Below are 15,598 nucleotides of genomic sequence, written 5' to 3'. Positions count from 1 at the left end.
CTCCCACCTTGCACAGTCCATTAACTGTGCAAGGTGGGAGATACGAATAGTCCAGTGGACTATTCGTGCCTGAGCCTGAAAACAAAAAAACGAAGTATATCAGCTGGTTGCCTAGAAACAAGAAAGCATTGAGTTATACCTGCGGCTTTTGATGTGAACTAAAAGACTATACTTGTAGAAATTCTAGCATTTCTTCCATTGGAATTTGATGGATGGCAGCCTGTCCCAATTGAGGAACGATAACAAGTTTGATGGTCTTGCCACGTGCTTTTTTATCGTGAGTTAGGGCGGCGTATAATTCATCTACATTCCAAGGCTGGTGTGTAGTCGGCAAGCCGAATTTTTCACACATGGCGATAATCTTTTCTGTCATACCAGCTGGCATCAGTCCTTTTTTCTCAGCTGCGCGTGAGATTTGTACCATACCGATGGCAACAGCTTCACCGTGCATGACTTGGCCGTAGCCAGCGGTCGCTTCAATAGCATGTCCAATCGTGTGACCGAAGTTGAGGTAGAGTCTGACACCGTTGTCTAATTCATCTTCGACAACAACCTTGCGTTTGACTTCACAGGAGTGGTAGATGATATAGTCAGCATGCTCCAGAATGCTCTCGACAGAGCCGTCTAATTGGTCTAGGGTTTCCCAGAGCTCCACATCATCTATTAAGCCATATTTGACAACCTCGCCCATTCCTTCAATCAATTCACGTTTGCCGAGTGTTTTTAGGGTATCAGGGTCAATGAGTACGCCGTCTGGCTGGCAGAAAGTGCCCACCATATTTTTGGCAAATGGGGTATTCACGCCAGTTTTTCCCCCGATAGAAGAATCAACTTGGGCAGTTAGGCTGGTTGGGATTTGTAGGAAATGGATACCACGCATATAGGTAGAAGCGACAAAACCTGCCAAATCGCCAACGACTCCTCCGCCGAGAGCAATGATTCCATCACTTCGTGTCATACCATTTTTTACGAGAAATTCGTAGGCCTGGTTGACGGTATCAAGATTTTTTGAGGCCTCACCTTCTGGAAATTCAAAGACAATGGTTTCAAAACCAGCTTGTTCTAAGCTTGACTGGACTGTTTCACGGTAGAGTGAGCCAACGTGGTCATCTGTAATAATGGCGATTTTCTGAGGTTTCCAGAGTTCCTTGACCCATGCACCTGTCTGTGATAAACTTCCTCTTTGGATAAGGATGTCGTAGGGAGTGTTGGGAAGATTGACGGTCAGTTTCATCAGATTTCCTCTCTATTTGATGTCGTATTTCTGGACTAATTGGTCCCAAATCAAGTCAGTCGGCATTTCCTTACCAGTCCAGGCTTGGAAGGCTTCGGCTGCTTGGAAAAGGAGCATGCCCAAACCATTGATAGTTGGGTTGCCCTGTGATTGGGCAAGCTTCATTAAAGGTGTTTCGAATGGTTGATAGATCACATCTGCAACCAAAAGATTTTCAGGAAAGCGAATGGTAGAAGGAACAGGTTGAGAATACCCATCCATGCCTACACTGGTTCCGTTGACTAGTAAGTCGGAGTTGGTAATATGTTCCTGTAGTAATTGGCTAACTTCGAGCGCTAGGACCTGCATAGGAACTCCAGTTGCTTGAGCAATAGGTGTAAGACTCGCCTGTGTTCTTTCCAAGCTTTGTTGACGGCAGAAAATGGTAATTTCTTTGGCTCCATCTAGGGCGGCCTGAGCAATGATAGCGGTAGAAGCACCACCACCACCTAGAATGGTCAGTCGCTTGTTGCGTACTTGGAATCCTCTTAGTTTTTCTAAACTTTTGAAGAATCCAATGCCATCGGTATTGTGACCGATTAGTAAGCCGTTCTGATGAATGACAGTATTGACAGCGCCAATCAGGCGTGCAGAGGCTGTTAAATCATCTAGATAAGGAATGACAGCTTGTTTATAGGGCATGGAAAGATTGATGCCAAACATATCGTAGCGTTTGATATTTTCAAGAGTAGCAGCCAAATCCTCTTCTGGAATTTCCCAAGCGACATAGACACCATTTACACCTGTTTCTTTAAATGCCAGATTATGTATGAAGGGGGAAATGGAGTGTTTGATTGGCTTTGCAACAACGGCAGCAAGACGAGTGTAACCATCAATGTTCATAGCTTACCTCCAAATTATTTATCGTATAAAAAATTAAGGAAAGAATTAGACGGTTTGATGAATTTCACGAATCAGAGCTTCCGTTTTTTCCCAACCTAAGCAAGGGTCGGTAATGGATTTGCCGAATACCTCAGGGCTATCTTGACGGCCGTCTTCTAAGTAGGATTCAATCATGAAACCACGGACATATTTGCGAATGGATTCGTTCCAATCACGGTTGATGAGGGTTTGACGGACGATACGGATTTGTTCCAGGTAATTTTTACCAGAATTATCATGGTTGGTATCAATTACGATAAATGGATTTTTAAGACCAAATTGTTCATACTGTTTGATGGTTTTCAAGAGAATATCATAGTAGTAGTTTGGCTCATAACCGCCCTTTTCAGTATTGGCACCACGAAGGATAGCATGAGCTAGAGGGTTGCCGTCTGTATCAACTTCTGCATCACGGTAAATAAAGTTCTGTTTGTTTTGTGCGGCGTAGATACCATTGAACATAACGGTCAAATTACCAGAAGTTGGGTTTTTCATACCAGTTGGCATATCAATACCTGAAGCTACAAAACGGTGCTCTTGATCTTCGACTGAGCGGGCTCCGATAGCGTGGTAGGACACTAAATCTTCCACCAGTGGATAGTTGGCAGAATAGAGCATTTCATCAGCAGTTGTGAGTCCGGTCTCAGTAATGACACGGTAATGCAAATTACGAACGGCAGCGATACCGTTAATGAGGTCTGGTAATTTAGAAGTATCTGGCTGATGAACCAGTCCTTTATAGCCTTCCCCATTGGTACGTGGCTTAGCTGTGTAAACCCGCATGACCATGAAGATTTTATCTTTGACTTCCTCTTGAAGCTTAGAGAGACGACGTGCATATTCTAGAACGGCCTCTTCATTATCTGATGAGCAAGGGCCTATAACCAAGAGCAGACGGTCATCTTCGCCTCGGATAATTCTTTTCAGTTCTTCATCGCGCTGATTTTTTGCAGCTAGAAATTCTCCTTCTAACTTGGAAAGTTCCTTTACTTTATCGATGTCTAAACTGGTGCTACGTTTGTGAATTCCCATAATATCTTCCTATCTGTTGTAAATTTCTCGGATGAGTTCTTGTGTTTTTTCCCAGCCTAAGCAAGGATCCGTGATGGATTTTCCATAGACATCTGGATTGTCTTGGCGCCCGTCTTCAATGTAGGATTCAATCATAAATCCGCGAACGTAGTTACGAATGGATTCGTTCCAGTCACGGTTGATTAAGGTTTGACGGACGATACGGATTTGTTCCAAATAATTTTTCCCAGAATTGTCATGGTTGGTATCGATGATGATGAATGGATTTTTCAAACCAAATTGGTCATAGAGGTCAATGGTTTCCAAGAGATTGTCGTAGTAATAGTTTGGTAGGTATTTACCATTTTCATTGACTGCGCCACGAAGAATAACGTGAGCAAGTGGGTTGCCAGATGTTTCAACTTCAGTATTGTTGAAGAGGAAGGATTGCTTCTTCTGAGCAGCAAAAAGACCGTTGAACATGACTTTGAGGTTGCCAGATGTTGGATTTTTCAAGCCTGTTGGAACATCGATGCCTGACGCTACAAAACGGTGCTGCTGATTTTCAACCGAACGAGCTCCGATAGCGATGTAGGAAACCAAGTCATCAACCAAAGGCAGGTTTTCAGGGTAGAGCATCTCGTCAGCAGTAGTTAAACCTGTTTCCGTAATGACACGATAGTGGAGGTTGCGAACAGCTTTGATTCCGTTGATGAGGCTTGGTGCAGCATCTGTATCTGGTTGGTGCATGAGTCCCTTATAACCATCACCATTGGTACGTGGCTTGGCAGTATAGACGCGCATGACCATGAAAATTTTATCTTTGACCTCTTCTTGGAGCTTGGCCAAGCGGTGAGCATAATCTAAAACAGCCTCTTCATTGTCAGAAGAACATGGTCCAATTACTAGGAGAAGACGATCATCTTCTCCTTTTAAGATGGCTTCAAGTTCACGGTCACGAGCTTGTTTTTTAGTAAGTGTTTCTGGAGAAAGTTTTGAATGTTCTCGTACTTGATTGATGTCAATTTTTTCGCTGATTGGTGTAAACAATAGGTCTTCCTCTTTCATTTATAGATTCCTCAATTATACCATTATTTTTAAGAATTTAAAACCAATATTCATGATTTTGTGTAAAAATTACAGTAAATTCTGAAAATTCTTTCTTTATCTTTTGTAGCTTTTTAGCATTTCTTTAATTTAGACATAATTTGCCAAAAAAATCTGAAAATATTCAATAAATATGATAGAATAGGTCTAACACTATTTCGAGGTATGAGTTATGAAATTAAGAACAAATGTAGAAAAATTACAAGGAAAAATTCGTGTCCCAGGTGATAAATCAATCAGTCATCGTTCTATTATTTTTGGTTCCCTTGCAAAAGGTGTTACCCGTGTCCACGATATTTTACGTGGGGAAGATGTCTTGTCAACCATGCAGGTCTTTCGTGATTTGGGTGTAAAAATTGAAGACAATGGTGATATTGTTGAAGTACACGGTGTTGGCTTTGATGGTCTTCAAGCACCAAAAAATGATTTGGATATGGGAAATTCTGGAACCTCGATTCGTTTGATTTCAGGCGTTTTGGCAGGTCAAGACTTTGAGGCGACTATGTTTGGTGATGATTCCTTGTCCAAACGTCCCATGGACCGAGTGACTATTCCACTCAGTCAAATGGGAGTAGAGATTTCTGGACAAACTGAACGTGACCTACCTCCGTTGACCATCAAAGGGAATAAGCATTTAAAACCAATTCGCTACCAATTGCCTGTAGCCTCTGCTCAAGTAAAATCAGCTCTGATTTTTGCTGCCTTGCAGGCTGAGGGAGAGTCGGTCATCGTAGAAAAAGAATTGACTCGAAACCATACAGAAGATATGATTGTCCAGTTTGGTGGACAGTTAGAAGTCAATGGCAAGGAAATCCGCATCCAAGGTGGTCAGGAGTTTATTGCCCAAGAGATTACAGTTCCAGGAGATATTTCAAGTGCTGCTTTTTGGTTGGTTGCTGGCTTAATCGTACCAGGTTCAAAAATTGTCCTTGAAAATGTGGGAATCAATGAAACTCGGACTGGTATTCTAGATGTCATTAAAGCTATGGGCGGAAAAATGACCCTTTCTAATATAGATGAACTTGCAAAATCTGCTACCATTACAGTTGAAACATCGGAATTGAAGGCTACGGAGATTGCAGGCGAATTGATTCCTCGTTTGATTGATGAGTTGCCAATTATTACCTTACTAGCGACTCAAGCACATGGAACAACGATTATTCGTGATGCTGAGGAGTTGAAAGTCAAAGAAACGGATCGTATTCAGGTCGTTGCAGATGCTCTAAATAGTATGGGAGCAACTATTGAACCAACAGAAGATGGTATGATTATTCACGGACCAACTGCTTTACATGGTGCTGAAATCAATACATTTGGTGACCACCGTATCGGTATGATGACTGCCATTGCCGCCTTGTTGGCCAAAGATGGAGAAGTTGTATTGGAAAGAGCAGAAGCTATCAATACTAGCTATCCTGCCTTCTTTGAACACTTAAATAGTTTGATGGATTAGGAGAACGTATGCCAATCGTTTTACTTGGATTTATGGGAGTTGGAAAAACAACAACAGCACATTTGTTAAATCTCCCCGTTTACGATATGGACCATATCATTGAAGAACGGATTGGTATGCCTATTGCTGACTATTTCAGTCTTGAAGGAGAGGCTTCGTTTAGACATCTGGAGACAGAGGTACTGAAAGAATTGCTGGACTTACCTAGTAATTGTATCGTGTCAACTGGTGGTGGTGTGATTAAATCTGAAGTAAACAGGGAATTGCTGTTGGCAAATAGGGAGAACAATGTACTACTTACTGCCTCCTTTGAAGTTTCCTATCAGAGAATTAGTAAGGATAGCCAATCGCAAAGACCTCTCTTTTTACAGTACAGTAAGGAAGAATTTGAAGCCCTCTATCGTGAACGAATGGCACTTTATCAAGGTTTAGCTGATACGGTAATCGATACAGATAAACTGAATCCAGAACAAGTAGCAAGGAAAATTTTATGCAAGTAGCCTATCTAGGACCTCGTGGTTCTTTTACACATCAAGTGGCCCAGCAGGCCTTTCCTACTGCGGATTTGCAGGCTTTTGAAACGATTACAGAGGTTATCAAGGCCTACGAAACGGGGGAAGTTACCTATTCCGTTATTCCAGTAGAGAACTCGATTGAAGGTAGTGTTCATGAAACGATTGACTATCTCTTTCATCAGGCGGAGATTCATGCGGTTGCAGAGATTGTTCAACCGATTGCCCAACAACTGTTAGCCACGAGTGCCGATAAGGCTGTAGAGGTTATCTATTCTCATCCGCAGGCAATTGCTCAGGGGAAGAAATATATTCAGGAACATTTTCCTCAGGCTCGTATTGAAATAACGGCTAGTACAGCCTATGCTGCTCGCTTTGTGGCAGAACACCCTGAACAACCATTCGCGGCAATTGCTCCGCAAGCGGCAGCAGTTGAATATGGACTGGAAGTAATTGCGCAAGACATCCAGGAAATCAGCGAGAATTTTACACGTTTTTGGATTTTGGGGGATAAGGCTCCGTCTATTGCCCTGGAACAAGTAGCTAAAAAAGTTAGTCTTGCATTGACATTGCCAGATAACCTGCCAGGAGCCTTGTATAAGGCAATGTCTGTTTTCTCATGGAGAGGAATCAGCTTAACAAAAATAGAAAGCCGACCCCTGAAAACGGCTTTGGGTGAGTATTTTTTCATACTGGATCTGGACAATCAGTCTGAGGAATTATTAGTCTATTCTCAAAAAGAATTGACTAGTTTAGATATAACCTATAAAGTACTAGGGAATTACCTGGTCTATATGACCAGCTAGGATGAAGACAGATGAATAAAAACAATAATATCCTAACCCATCATGAACAATTGAGGTTAGATTATTTGCAAAAAAATATCCACTACTTAAATGACAAAGAAAGTCGCGAGTTGGATTATCTATTATATAAAAAAGAGCTGAGAGAACGGCATGGAAGTCCAAGGCAATCTCTACGCAGCTTCACACCAACGGCTTATGCAGATGACTTCGAGGAAGATTATTTTGAAGAGGGTGATGAGCAAGAGGAACTGTTGCCTCGCTATCCTGAACGTAAATCCAGAAAAACAAGACAAGCCAAACCTCAACGGTTTCAGTCTCCTCGTATCGAGCCCAAAGCGAAGGTACTTAAACCTAAAAAAGCTCGTAAAAAGGGTGGTTTCAAGCGCTTTATTGGCTTCGTATTGCTTGCTATAGCGCTAGTGATTGTAGCGATGGGCTATAATTTCTTCAAAGGTATGAATAGCGTGAGCGAGAAGCCGGTAGCTGAGGTCTTCAACGGCGTAGATACATCGAATGGGACAAATATTTTAATTTTGGGAACAGACGGTCGTGTTGGCGAAAGCTCAGGTGAAACTCGAACGGATACCATCATGGTTCTAAATGTGAATAACACGGATAACAAAGTCAAACTTGTTAGCTTTATGCGGGATACCTTGGTGGATATTGAGGGATATGAATATAAACTCAATACTGCCTATACTTTGGGAGAACAGGATAATCAGCAAGGGGCTGAAGAAGTTCGGAAGACGTTGAAGAATAATTTTGACATCGATATCAAGTACTATGCGATGGTGGATTTTGCAACCTTTGCGACAACGATTGATACACTTTTCCCTGAGGGTGTAACGATTGATGCACAGTTTTCAACTATTAATGGTGAAGTCGTTAGCTCAGTAGAAGTGCCGAATGATTTACAGCTGGAAGAAAATGCTCCTGCTTATCAAACGATTCAGGTCGGTGTACAGCAGATGGATGGTAAGACCTTGCTTAACTACGCGCGCTATCGTTCGGATGATGAAGGTGATTTTGGTCGTACGAGACGTCAACAGGAAGTGTTATCTGCTGTTATGACACAAGCTAAAAATCCAATGAAACTATTCTCTGGCTCCGAAGCTATCGGTAAGGTTGTGGCCATGACTCCGACAACAGTGCCACAAAGCTTTATGTGGCTACAGGGACCAGGCCTTCTATTGGATGCGGCAAATGGTATCGAACGTGTTACAATCCCAGAATATGGAGACTGGATTGACGACTATGATATGTATGGTGGTATGGCTCTTCGTGTTGATTTTGAAAAATACCAGCAGCGTTTGGCTGAGTTAGGCCTGCGTTAAGAAATATGGTATACTAGAAGTGACTTCGGTCACTTTTTTAGTGGTCCAAAAATAGAAAGTAGAATTATGTTAAAGAAAAACGATATTGTCGAAGTAGAAGTTGTAGATTTGACACATGAGGGGCAGGGTGTGGCAAAAATTGATGGTTTTGTCTTCTTTGTAGACAATGCTCTCCCAGGTGAGAAAATTTCCATGCGCATCTTAAAACTTAAGAAAAATATTGGTTTTGGTAAGGTGGAGCAATGGCAGAGCTTCTCACGAGACCGTAATCAGGACTTGGATTTGACCTATCTGAGAACAGGTATTGCTGACTTGGGGCATCTCACTTATCCAGCCCAACTAGCTTTTAAGAAAAAACAAGTTGAGAATAGTCTACGTAAGATTGCAGGCATTTCAGAAATAGCAGTAGCAGATACTTTAGGAATGGACAATCCTCTTGCTTATCGTAATAAGGCAGCTGTTCCAGTACGTCGTGCGAATGGGCAGTTAGAAACAGGATTTTTCCGAAAAAATTCACATGATTTAGTTCCGATTGAGGATTTTTACATTCAACATAAGGAAATTGATGCCTTGGTTCTAGCGACACGTGACCTCTTGAGAAAATTAGACTTGAAGCCTTACGATGAGAAAGAACAGACAGGACTTGTGAGAAATATTGTTGTTCGTCGTGGTCATTATTCAGGTCAGTTGATGCTAGTTTTAGTTACGACTCGTCCGAAGATTTTCCGTGTTGAAACCCTTATTGAGCGTCTGACAAGCCAATTTCCAAACCTTGTTTCTATCGTTCAGAATATTAATGACCAGAATACCAATGCTATATTCGGTCAAGAATTTCGTCTTTTGCATGGCAGTGAGACCATTGTCGACACTATGTTGGGCAATGAATTTGAGATTTCAGCTCCGTCCTTTTATCAGGTCAATACGGAAATGGCTGAAAAACTCTATCAGACTGCCATTGATTTTGCAGAATTGTCGGCAGATGATGTCGTGATTGATGCCTATTCAGGTATTGGGACAATTGGTCTCTCCTTTGCAAAACAAGTTAAGCATGTTTACGGTGTAGAAGTCGTTGAAAAGGCTGTCCTTGATAGTCAGAAGAATGCTGCTCGAAATGGGATTGACAATGTGACCTACGTCTGTGATAGTGCTGAGTCTGCCATGCAAAAATGGGTGGCAGACGGTATCAAACCAACTGTGATTTTTGTCGACCCGCCGAGAAAAGGCTTGACTGATAGCTTTATCAAGGCAAGTAGTTCTGTAGAGCCAGATAAAATCGTCTACATCTCTTGTAATGTGGCAACCATGGCGCGTGATATCAAGCTCTACGAAGAATTGGGCTATAAACTAACAAAAGTACGGCCGGTGGATCTTTTTCCGAGTACGCATCACATCGAGTGTGTTGCTCTGCTTGTAAAAGCTTAGAAACCTTTGAACGAAAGGGATAATGAAAGCCTTGATTGCAAGGCTTTTTGCTTTATGGTGGGTAAGTATCAGAGTGAGAAAATTTTTGGAATGAGTAGAAGTGATAGCTAGAAATTATCAGTTTCTATTTCCATTTACCCTGTGGGTACGTGTTTGTTTCCATTGACAAGGAGTTTGTGGGAATAGAAATGTACCCACCTTGTTTGAATCAAGTGAAGTGTAGTTGAAGGAAATCTGTTGAAAGCAATACTTCATTTTATCGAATAAGTAATAATTTAGGCAACTTCAAATCGATTTTAAAAAAAAAAACTATTTTAAAGGTCAAGAGTAGACAAAAATTGTGTCCACTCTTTTTTGTAAACTCAATTTATCAATAAATGAAATGAGGGAATGTAAAATGAAATATTTTGAGGTTGAGTTAGAAAATCCTGATGAATTTTTTAAACTACAAACAGAAGATTTTGTGAAAGCTAATCGCTTGCTACTAAGGAAGATAATCCAGAGCGTTACAGTCTATGAAGAACACTTCGTCATATCCTTTAAATCTGGCATCGAATTGGAAGTATGAGACTCATTCCATAACTTTTATATTGAACATATCATCTTGTTGTGTTATACTATAAATTGATATAAACAAAGATGTAGGAGGAACCGAAACTATGACAGCCTCAATGCGTTTAAGATAAGCTGGCAATAAAAAAAGCAGAATCTATACCCGATGATAGGCTTTTTTGTTGTGCTTATTTATACGATATTCAGCATTCATTAGTTACGGTGAGGATATTGGTTATTTAACTATACCTTTATTTAACTATGTCTTTAATATGAATGTTTCCAAATTGTATGTATGCAGACCAAAAGCCACATTGTGGGGTTTGGCCTGCATTTTTTATTGCCTAGAATGCTATTCAAAATAGAAATTCAAGCAAAATAATATGCAGGAGATAATATAAATGGAAAAATACAACAATTGGAAACTTAAGTTTTATACAATATGGGCAGGGCAAGCAGTATCATTAATCACTAGTGCCATCTTGCAAATGGCGATTATTTTTTATCTTACAGAAAAGACAGGGTCTGCTATGGTGTTGTCGATGGCCTCACTAGTTGGTTTTCTACCCTATGCGGTCTTTGGGCCAGCTATCGGTGTGCTAGTGGATCGCTATGATAGGAAAAAGATAATGATTGGTGCTGATTTAATTATCGCAGCAGCTGGAGCAATGCTAGCTATTATTGCATTGAATATGGAGTTACCTGTCTGGATGGTTATGGTAGTGTTGTTTATCCGTAGCATCGGAACAGCTTTTCATTCCCCTGCTCTGAATGCGGTTACGCCTCTTTTAGTGCCAGAAGATCAGTTGACCAAATGTGCGGGTTATAGCCAGTCCTTGCAGTCTATAAGTTATATCTTAAGTCCAGCAGTTGCGGCATTGTTATACTCTGTTTGGGAATTAAATGCGATTATAGCCATCGATGTGCTGGGTGCGGTGATTGCTAGTCTCACAGTGGCATTTGTGAGTATTCCAAAGCTTAAAGTAGACCGGCATGGTTTGCAATCAGATTTCATGGAAGAAATGAAAGAAGGAATTGTCGTACTGAGACAAAACAAAGGGTTATTTGACTTATTACTTTTAGGAACACTATATACATTTGTGTATATGCCGATTAATGCACTATACCCTTTAATCAGCATGGAATATTTTAATGGGACACCGATGCATATTTCTATTACCGAAATTGCTTTTGCCTCTGGTATGCTGGCAGGAGGCTTGTTATTAGGAAGATTGGGAAGTTACGAAAAGCGTGTACTTTTAATAACAGGTTCATTTTTTATGATGGGAGCTAGTTTAGCCATTGCAGGATTACTTCCTCCAAGTGGATTTGTCATATTTGTAGTCTGCTGTGCAATAATGGGGCTTTCAGTTCCATTTTACAGCGGTGTACAAACAGCACTATTTCAGGAAAAAATCAAGCCTGAATATTTAGGGCGTGTATTTTCCTTGACCGGAAGTATCATGTCACTTGCTATGCCACTTGGGTTAATCCTTTCCGGGTTCTTTTCTGATAGAATTGGTATAAACCATTGGTTTTTAATATCAGGTATTTTAATCATCGGCATTGCTATAGTTTGCCCGATGATGACTGAGATTAGAAAATTAGATTCGAAATAAAATAAAAGGAGTGTGTTCGTATGGTAGATAATATCATTCAATTAGTAACAGAGAAATTATCCTCTTTGCCTTGTATAGAAGGTATTGTATTAGGGGGCTCACGTGCAAGAGGCACACATACAAAGGATTCTGATATTGATATCGGAATCTATTACAATTCAGAATCATTTGACTTGACTGCGATTAATCAACTTGCTACAGAGTTGGATGATGAGCATAGAAGCAACCTTGTTGTACCTCCTGGAGCGTGGGGCGATTGGGTTAATGGCGGTGGATGGTTAGTCATAAATGGGTATCATGTTGACTTGATTTTACGTGATATAAAACGGGTGGAACAAATAATCAAAGATACGGGGCAAGGAATTGTTACTGCCAATTATCAGACAGGGCATCCCCATGGATATATTAACACCATGTATCGTGGAGAATTAGGAATCAGCAAGATACAATACGCTAATGATGAAAACTTTTATGAATTTAAAAAGCAAGCAGAATGTTATCCAACCGCCTTGCAGAAAGGGTTAACCGAATTTTTTATGTTTGAGGCAGGTTTCTCTTTAATGTTTGCTGAGAACAATATAGACAAAGACGATGTATCCTATGTTTGCGGGCATTGCATTCGAAGCATATCTTCCCTTAACCAAGTCTTATTTGCAGTAAACAGAGAATACTGTATAAATGAAAAAAAGGCTGTTAAGATGATTGAAGATTTTAAGATCAAGCCAAGTAATTACAAGGAAAGGGTCGATAAGGTTATTTCCTTAATATCAACTGATGTAGATTGTACAAGAAAAGGAATAGAGATTCTTCAAAGACTAGTAAATGATGTTGAACACCTGAAAGGAGCCAATAATCAATGAAAGGGCCAGATAAGAAAAAGCTTTATCCGAATGAAAATATACAGACGGTTTGCTTTATAAGCAATCTACCAGAAAGACCCAATGTTGAGATTGGCGAATATACCTATTATAGCGATAATAAAAAGTCTCCAGAGAAATTTTATGATAATATAGAGCACCACTACGAATTTCTAGGGGATAAACTGATAATAGGCAAGTTCTGTGCAATTGCAGAGGGTGTTAAGTTTATTATGAATGGTGCAAATCACAGAATGGATGGAATTACAACCTATCCGTTTAATATCTTTGGCTGTGGATGGGAAAAGGTGACTCCTACAATAGAACAACTTCCTTTTAAGGGTGACACAGTGATTGGCAATGATGTATGGATAGGTCAAAATGTAACCATTATGCCGGGTATTAAAATTGGTGATGGTGCGATTATTGCAGCTAACTCAACAGTAGTAAAAAGTGTTGAACCATACACAATATATGGTGGGAATCCAGCTAAATTTATCAAAAATCGATTTAGTGATGAAAAGGTTGAATTCTTGCTAAAGCTTCAATGGTGGAATTGGAGCGAAGAGGAAATATTTAATAATCTTGAAAAGCTAACAACGGAAAATGGATTAGAGCAATTAATGAATAAATCCCTGGATTCAGGGCCTTTCTACCACGGCACAAAAGCCGACTTGAATCTGGGGGGATTGTTGGAACCCGGTTATAGCTCTAATTATGGGGAGCAAAAGAAGGCCAACTACGTCTATCTGACCGCGACACTAGATGCGGCTATATGGGGAGCTGAACTTGCGGTGGGCGATGAACCTGGTCGGATTTATATTGTAGAGCCTACTGGTACCTTTGAGAATGATCCTAATTTAACTGACAAGAAGTTCCCGGGGAATCCGACAAGGTCTTACCGCACCAAGTCACCGCTACGAGTAGTAGGCGAAGTGTTGGATTGGGATGGACACGCTCCAGAGGTGCTCCAGAACATGTTAGATAACCTTGAGAAGCTAAAGCAGCAGGGTATCGAGGCAATTAACGACTGATAACGTGATAATAGATAAATTAAAGTTGTTATACAGAGAAATCTAGCTGGTAAATAAGAACTTAATAAAGGGAGATTTTATGAATAAAAAAGAGATTGTAACCAAGGAAAACTTAATAGAAGTATTGGATTTATTAAATAGTATGGAAATGAGATATTGGATAGATGGCGGATGGGGTATAGATATTTTACTTGGAAAGCAAAACAGAGAACATCGAGATATTGACGTTGATTTTGACGGAGAGTTTACAGATGCTTTATTAAATAAACTGAAAGAAATAGGTTATGAGATTGTAGTTGATTGGAGTCCTTCTCGTATCGAGTTATATCACCCAGAACTTGGCTATATAGATATACATCCTTTAATAATAAACAAAGATGGAAGCGCTCGGCAGGCTGATCCACAAGGTGGCTGGTATGAGTTTGAAGCAAAATGGTTTTCGACTGCAGTGTTTGAAGGTCGGGTTATTCCATGTATTTCTGCTGAAGCTCAAAAATTATTTCATAGTGGATACGAGCTTAGAGAAGTTGATAAAATCGATATGAATAATCTTGATAGCCTCATTTCGGATTAGTGTATTATGAATGAAACAAGTATTTTACGAGGAGAATTCAGATGAAAGAAAACAAATATGATGACAATACATTTTTTCAAAAATACAATCAAATGAGTCGCTCGCAGCAGGGTCTGGCCGGTGCAGGAGAATGGGAAACATTGAGAAAGCTGCTACCAAATTTTAAAGATAAGCGTGTGCTTGACTTAGGATGCGGCTATGGATGGCACTGTATATATGCGATGGAAAACGGTGCTTCCTCTGTAGTAGGTGTTGATATTTCTCATAAAATGCTCGAAGTAGCAAAAGGAAAAACCCATTTTCCACAGATTGAATATGAATGCTGTGCCATAGAAGATGTGGATTTCCCAGAGGAGAGCTTTGATGTAATACTAAGTTCGCTTGCGTTTCATTATGTAGCAGACTATGAGAATTTAATAAAAAAGATATATAGGATGCTGAAGGCTGGTGGCAATTTAGTTTTTACAGTTGAACATCCTGTTTTTACTGCTCATGGAACACAAGACTGGTATTATAACGAAAAAGGAGAAATACTGCATTTCCCGGTGGACAATTATTATTATGAGGGCAAACGGACAGCTATGTTTTTGGAAGAAAAGGTTACAAAATATCATAGAACACTGACCACATATCTAAATACACTGCTTTCAAATAGTTTTATAATAAATCAGATTGTGGAGCCACAGCCGCCAGAGAACATGATGGATATTCCGGGGATGGCGGATGAAATGCGACGCCCAATGATGCTGATTGTATCGGCAAAAAAGAAGATGTAATAATATAGAAAAAATAAACGAGGAGTATGTAAATGAGATCAGAAAAAGAAATGATGGATTTAGTACTTTCTTTAGCAGAACAGGATGAACGTATTCGAATTGTGACCCTTGAGGGGTCACGCGCAAATATTAATATACCTAAAGATGAATTTCAGGATTATGATATTACATATTTTGTAAGTGATATAGAACCGTTTATATCTAATGATGACTGGCTTAATCAATTTGGGAATATAATAATGATGCAAAAGCCGGAGGATATGGAATTATTCCCACCTGAAGAAAAGGGATTTTCCTATCTTATGCTATTTGATGATTACAATAAAATTGATCTTACCTTATTGCCCTTGGAAGAGTTAGATAATTACCTAAAGGGCGATAAATTA

Annotated in this window: 16 protein-coding genes and 1 pseudogene; 13 read left to right on the top strand and 4 right to left on the bottom strand. The window is 40.1% G+C overall.

Annotated elements, in window-relative coordinates; all coding sequences use genetic code 11:
* Positions 1 to 166 precede the first annotated feature (166 nt).
* Genes aroB through SST111_RS06545 form a run of 4 tightly spaced genes read right to left on the bottom strand, consistent with a single transcriptional unit; the run spans position 167 to position 4,234 of the window.
* Complete coding sequence (aroB, locus tag SST111_RS06560; protein WP_099810425.1) at positions 167 to 1,234, bottom strand: 3-dehydroquinate synthase; 1,068 nt, start codon at positions 1,232 to 1,234, stop codon at positions 167 to 169.
* 12 nt (positions 1,235 to 1,246) lie between these two features.
* Positions 1,247 to 2,116, bottom strand: a complete 870-nt coding sequence (locus tag SST111_RS06555) for a shikimate dehydrogenase (protein ID WP_099810424.1) — start codon at positions 2,114 to 2,116, stop codon at positions 1,247 to 1,249.
* Between the two features lie 45 nt (positions 2,117 to 2,161).
* Positions 2,162 to 3,187 carry a 3-deoxy-7-phosphoheptulonate synthase gene (locus SST111_RS06550; RefSeq protein ID WP_024378158.1) on the bottom strand — a complete coding sequence of 342 codons (1,026 nt, stop codon included), beginning with the start codon at positions 3,185 to 3,187 and terminating at the stop codon, positions 2,162 to 2,164.
* A gap of 9 nt (positions 3,188 to 3,196) precedes the next feature.
* Complete coding sequence (locus SST111_RS06545; RefSeq protein ID WP_024376550.1) at positions 3,197 to 4,234, bottom strand: 3-deoxy-7-phosphoheptulonate synthase; 1,038 nt, start codon at positions 4,232 to 4,234, stop codon at positions 3,197 to 3,199.
* 211 nt (positions 4,235 to 4,445) lie between these two features.
* Here SST111_RS06545 and aroA point away from each other — a divergent pair, with 211 nt between their 5' ends.
* The 13 genes and pseudogenes from aroA to SST111_RS06485 form a co-directional block, all read left to right on the top strand.
* On the top strand, positions 4,446 to 5,726 hold the full coding sequence (gene aroA / locus SST111_RS06540; protein ID WP_099810423.1) for a 3-phosphoshikimate 1-carboxyvinyltransferase: 1,281 nt from the start codon (positions 4,446 to 4,448) through the stop codon (positions 5,724 to 5,726).
* A gap of 8 nt (positions 5,727 to 5,734) precedes the next feature.
* Positions 5,735 to 6,226, top strand: coding sequence for a shikimate kinase (locus tag SST111_RS06535; protein ID WP_099810422.1), 492 nt, complete (start codon positions 5,735 to 5,737; stop codon positions 6,224 to 6,226).
* Positions 6,217 to 7,044 carry a prephenate dehydratase gene (gene pheA / locus SST111_RS06530; RefSeq protein WP_044755626.1) on the top strand — a complete coding sequence of 276 codons (828 nt, stop codon included), beginning with the start codon at positions 6,217 to 6,219 and terminating at the stop codon, positions 7,042 to 7,044. Before SST111_RS06535 ends, pheA begins: the two co-directional genes overlap by 10 nt.
* Before the next feature lie 11 nt (positions 7,045 to 7,055).
* Positions 7,056 to 8,378 (top strand): LCP family glycopolymer transferase, encoded by a 1,323-nt coding sequence (locus SST111_RS06525; RefSeq protein ID WP_099810421.1) that lies wholly within the window; start codon positions 7,056 to 7,058, stop codon positions 8,376 to 8,378.
* Positions 8,379 to 8,444: 66 nt separating this feature from the next.
* Positions 8,445 to 9,800, top strand: coding sequence for a 23S rRNA (uracil(1939)-C(5))-methyltransferase RlmD (rlmD, locus tag SST111_RS06520; RefSeq protein WP_099810420.1), 1,356 nt, complete (start codon positions 8,445 to 8,447; stop codon positions 9,798 to 9,800).
* A gap of 397 nt (positions 9,801 to 10,197) precedes the next feature.
* Positions 10,198 to 10,368: a hypothetical protein gene (locus tag SST111_RS06515; protein ID WP_014638243.1), complete on the top strand. Its 171-nt coding sequence runs from the start codon at positions 10,198 to 10,200 to the stop codon at positions 10,366 to 10,368.
* A 385-nt stretch (positions 10,369 to 10,753) separates the two neighbouring features.
* Positions 10,754 to 11,971, top strand: coding sequence for a macrolide efflux MFS transporter Mef(A) (gene mef(A), locus SST111_RS06510; RefSeq protein ID WP_099810419.1), 1,218 nt, complete (start codon positions 10,754 to 10,756; stop codon positions 11,969 to 11,971).
* 20 nt (positions 11,972 to 11,991) lie between these two features.
* The gene (locus tag SST111_RS06505) at positions 11,992 to 12,831 is read left to right on the top strand and encodes a nucleotidyltransferase domain-containing protein (protein WP_099810418.1); all 840 of its coding nucleotides are present in this window, start codon (positions 11,992 to 11,994) and stop codon (positions 12,829 to 12,831) included.
* A pseudogene (locus tag SST111_RS12280) lies at positions 12,828 to 13,436 on the top strand (Vat family streptogramin A O-acetyltransferase); the annotation flags it as partial. The gene SST111_RS06505 and the pseudogene SST111_RS12280, both read left to right, overlap by 4 nt.
* Positions 13,437 to 13,451: 15 nt before the next feature.
* Entirely contained in the window at positions 13,452 to 13,862 is a 411-nt protein-coding gene (arr, locus tag SST111_RS12275) for an NAD(+)--rifampin ADP-ribosyltransferase (RefSeq protein WP_211195352.1), read from the top strand.
* Between the two features lie 79 nt (positions 13,863 to 13,941).
* A complete protein-coding gene (locus SST111_RS06495) occupies positions 13,942 to 14,436 on the top strand; it encodes a nucleotidyltransferase domain-containing protein (protein ID WP_099810416.1) in 495 nt (164 codons plus the stop codon).
* A 41-nt stretch (positions 14,437 to 14,477) separates the two neighbouring features.
* Positions 14,478 to 15,212, top strand: coding sequence for a class I SAM-dependent methyltransferase (locus SST111_RS06490; protein WP_099810415.1), 735 nt, complete (start codon positions 14,478 to 14,480; stop codon positions 15,210 to 15,212).
* A 32-nt stretch (positions 15,213 to 15,244) separates the two neighbouring features.
* Positions 15,245 to 15,598, top strand: a 354-nt coding sequence (locus tag SST111_RS06485) for an aminoglycoside 6-adenylyltransferase (RefSeq protein ID WP_002378350.1), incomplete at its 3' end; no start/stop codon positions are given.

It is taken from the genome of Streptococcus suis YS161 (assembly GCF_002760245.1).
Classification (GTDB): domain Bacteria; phylum Bacillota; class Bacilli; order Lactobacillales; family Streptococcaceae; genus Streptococcus; species Streptococcus suis_I.
The sequence above is the reverse complement of the archived record's forward strand: the minus strand, read 5'-3'. Positions and strand labels throughout refer to the sequence as shown.

Bases quoted from the DNA above. Each gene is read 5' to 3' on its own strand.
- aroB (WP_099810425.1), bottom strand. From the start codon at position 1,234: ATGAAACTGACCGTCAATCTTCCCAACACTCCCTACGACATCCTTATC.
- arr (WP_211195352.1), top strand. From the start codon at position 13,452: ATGAATAAATCCCTGGATTCAGGGCCTTTCTACCACGGCACAAAAGCC.
- SST111_RS06550 (WP_024378158.1), bottom strand. From the start codon at position 3,187: ATGGGAATTCACAAACGTAGCACCAGTTTAGACATCGATAAAGTAAAG.
- SST111_RS06515 (WP_014638243.1), top strand. From the start codon at position 10,198: ATGAAATATTTTGAGGTTGAGTTAGAAAATCCTGATGAATTTTTTAAA.
- SST111_RS06490 (WP_099810415.1), top strand. From the start codon at position 14,478: ATGAAAGAAAACAAATATGATGACAATACATTTTTTCAAAAATACAAT.
- SST111_RS06525 (WP_099810421.1), top strand. From the start codon at position 7,056: ATGAATAAAAACAATAATATCCTAACCCATCATGAACAATTGAGGTTA.
- SST111_RS06495 (WP_099810416.1), top strand. From the start codon at position 13,942: ATGAATAAAAAAGAGATTGTAACCAAGGAAAACTTAATAGAAGTATTG.
- SST111_RS06555 (WP_099810424.1), bottom strand. From the start codon at position 2,116: ATGAACATTGATGGTTACACTCGTCTTGCTGCCGTTGTTGCAAAGCCA.
- SST111_RS06535 (WP_099810422.1), top strand. From the start codon at position 5,735: ATGCCAATCGTTTTACTTGGATTTATGGGAGTTGGAAAAACAACAACA.
- pheA (WP_044755626.1), top strand. From the start codon at position 6,217: ATGCAAGTAGCCTATCTAGGACCTCGTGGTTCTTTTACACATCAAGTG.
- aroA (WP_099810423.1), top strand. From the start codon at position 4,446: ATGAAATTAAGAACAAATGTAGAAAAATTACAAGGAAAAATTCGTGTC.
- rlmD (WP_099810420.1), top strand. From the start codon at position 8,445: ATGTTAAAGAAAAACGATATTGTCGAAGTAGAAGTTGTAGATTTGACA.
- SST111_RS06545 (WP_024376550.1), bottom strand. From the start codon at position 4,234: ATGAAAGAGGAAGACCTATTGTTTACACCAATCAGCGAAAAAATTGAC.
- SST111_RS06505 (WP_099810418.1), top strand. From the start codon at position 11,992: ATGGTAGATAATATCATTCAATTAGTAACAGAGAAATTATCCTCTTTG.